General features: G+C 68.3%; 2 protein-coding genes and 1 pseudogene. 2 read left to right on the top strand and 1 reads right to left on the bottom strand.

Going from position 1 to position 2,687, the window contains the following annotated elements:
• Positions 1–1,197: polyprenol phosphomannose-dependent alpha 1,6 mannosyltransferase MptB (mptB, locus tag AC1D1G_RS44110; protein ID WP_477956814.1), on the bottom strand; the 1,197-nt coding region annotated here is incomplete at its 3' end.
• Between the two features lie 132 nt (positions 1,198–1,329).
• On the opposite strand from mptB, the gene AC1D1G_RS44115 reads away from it, so the two are divergent.
• Both AC1D1G_RS44115 and AC1D1G_RS44120 read left to right on the top strand, forming a co-directional pair.
• Positions 1,330–2,079, top strand: coding sequence for a helix-turn-helix transcriptional regulator (locus tag AC1D1G_RS44115; RefSeq protein ID WP_280782152.1), 750 nt, complete (start codon positions 1,330–1,332; stop codon positions 2,077–2,079).
• Positions 2,080–2,174: 95 nt separating this feature from the next.
• A pseudogene (locus AC1D1G_RS44120) lies at positions 2,175–2,687 on the top strand (Fe-S cluster assembly protein SufB); the annotation flags it as partial.

A 2,687-nucleotide genomic window follows, 5' to 3' on the forward strand; every position in this document is an offset into this window, starting at 1 on the left:
GGTGTGTACCCAGCCGATGCCGAGTCCGCTGGACGTGCTGATGGCGAGGGTGACCACCAGGGCCACCCCGCCGAGCAGGGCGGCCGCGGTGAGCACCGCTTTCGGGGTTCCGCCCCATCTCCGGGCGAGCGCCATCCCGACGAATCCCAGTGCGAGGAGGGAGGGGATCTTGATCGTCGACGACAGGGCGATGAGTGCCGCCCCCGACAGCAGGAGGAGGAGAGATTGCCCGCGGATCGGCTCCGATCGTTCGACGGCCCGCAGCGCCAGCTCGATCCCGGCCAGCATGAGGCCGAGCATCAGAGCCTCGTTGTGAATTCCGGCGACCAGGTGGAACAGCAGCAGGGGGTTGGCGGCGCCCAGCCAGAGGGCGCTGACCTCGGCGACACCGCAGCGCCGCGCCAGCCGGGGGAGTGCCCACACGATCATCGCCACACCGGCGAGGGCCAGCAGCCGGTGCAGGAAGATCCCCGCGACGATGTTCTCGCCGGTCAGCCAGCTGATTCCACGCCCCATCCAGAGGAACAGCGGCCCGTACGGCGCCGGGGTGTCGCGCCAGATCGTCGGCACGGTCCGGGTCAGGACGTGATCGACCCCGAGCGCACCGGCGGGACCGATCGCGTAGGGATCGAGCCCGCGGGCCGCGATCTCGCTCTGCGCGAGGTACGAGTACACGTCCTTGCTGAACATCGGCGGCGCAACGGACAGCGGGATGATCCACAGCAGCAGGGTGCGGTCGAGCTGAGACCGGTTGAGGCGACGCACGGCCCCGGACTGCAGGCTGCCGATCGCGAAGCGCCCGAGGAGTAGCCACGCGAGCACGATCATCACGGTGCCGGTCATGGTGAGCGTCAACGCGACGCTGGGGATCCGGGCGGGAAGCCCGATGACGCGAAGCCCCTGGACCGGGTTCTGCAGTACCGGCTGGGCGCCTGCGCCCAGCGCACCCACCGCCATCAGGACGGTTCCGGTCGCACCGAACCGGCGGATCCCGCGGAGCTGCGCGGTTTCCTGTTCGTTCAGCCCCGCGGTTTCCGGCTCGTCGCCGTGCAACGCGGCCGCCACCGAGGGGCGCGGGGAGCGGCCGTCGATGCCCAGCGCCCGGCGGGCGAGCTCGGCCGGATGTCGGAGAGCGGCGCGAGCCGTGAAGGTCGGCTCCGCGCGGGTCGGCTCCGGGTTCTCGGGGGTCTGCGGCACACAGGCAGCGTAGCGGTGCGCCGAACACAACCGGTTCGGCCAGTATTCCCGGGCCCGGGCGGCACATAATCACAGGTGTAAGGCAGGGCACCCTTAGTAGACCTGCGATCCGAATTCCGTCACACTGGTGTTGTGAAAACGGAAACGACACCACGTGCAACGAAGGAAAGCGCAGTTCACGCGCCTTCCTCGGCGGCGCCTGTCGGAACCGCGTCACCCGTCGCCGTCGGCCACGAAGGCCACACCCGCGCTGCCGTCGTGAAGCTCCTCCTCGAGGAGGGGCCGATCACCGCATCGGAAATCGGAACCCGCCTCGGCCTCAGTGCCGCCGGTGTCCGCCGGCACCTCGACGCACTCCTGGACTCCGGTGAGGCGCGCGAGGCGTCCTCCGTCGCCGTGCGTCACCGCGGACGAGGACGACCCGCCAAATACTTCCAGATCACCGCCAAGGGCCGCGGCAGGCTCGGACACGCGTACGACGACCTCGCCGGTGCGGCCATGCGTCAATTGCGGGAGGTCGGGGGAGACGCCGCGATCACCGATTTCGCTCGTCGCCGAGTCCAGGCGATCGTCGGAAACGTGACCCCGGCAGACGATCAGAGCGCCGAGGGCCTCGAGACCACCGCCGACGCCATCGCCGACGCGTTCACCACTGCGGGATTCGCGGCGTCGACGCGCCCGGTGGGCAACGGCGTGCAGATCTGCCAGCACCACTGCCCGGTCTCACACGTGGCCGAGGAGTTCCCGGAACTGTGCGAAGCCGAGCAGGAAGCGTTCGCCCAACTGCTCGGCACCCACGTCCAGCGGCTCGCGACCATCGCGAACGGCGACTGCGCATGCACCACCCACGTTCCACTCGTCCCCCCGTCCGGTCCCAAATAACAACGATTTCCCGATAGATCCCCTAGTCAGCAACCTGTACTCCACCGGCGACCAGCCCTCGCCGGTCTCGTAACAAGACTCCGGAAGGAGCTCGCATGACCGTCACATCAGACCAGGTGACATCCACTGCGTCGGCCAACGCCGAGCCGCTCACGCAGGAAGAGACCATCGCGTCACTCGGGCATTACGGGTACGGCTGGTCCGATTCCGACGAGGCCGGTGCCAGTGCGCAGCGCGGTCTGTCCGAAGACGTCGTGCGCGACATCTCGGCGAAGAAGAGCGAGCCGGACTGGATGCTCGACATCCGCCTGCGCGCGCTGAAGACCTTCGACAAGAAGCCGATGCCGAACTGGGGTTCGAACCTCGAGGGCATCGACTTCGACAACATCAAGTACTTCGTGCGCTCGAGCGAGAAGCAGGCCGAGAGCTGGGAAGACCTGCCCGAGGACATCAAGAACACGTACGACAAGCTGGGCATCCCCGAGGCCGAGAAGCAGCGCCTCGTCGCCGGTGTCGCGGCTCAGTACGAGTCCGAGGTGGTGTACCACTCGATCCGTGAGGACCTCGAGGCGCAGGGCGTGATCTTCCTCGACACCGACACGGGCCTG

This window comes from Rhodococcus sp. P3_B8 (assembly GCF_056402775.1).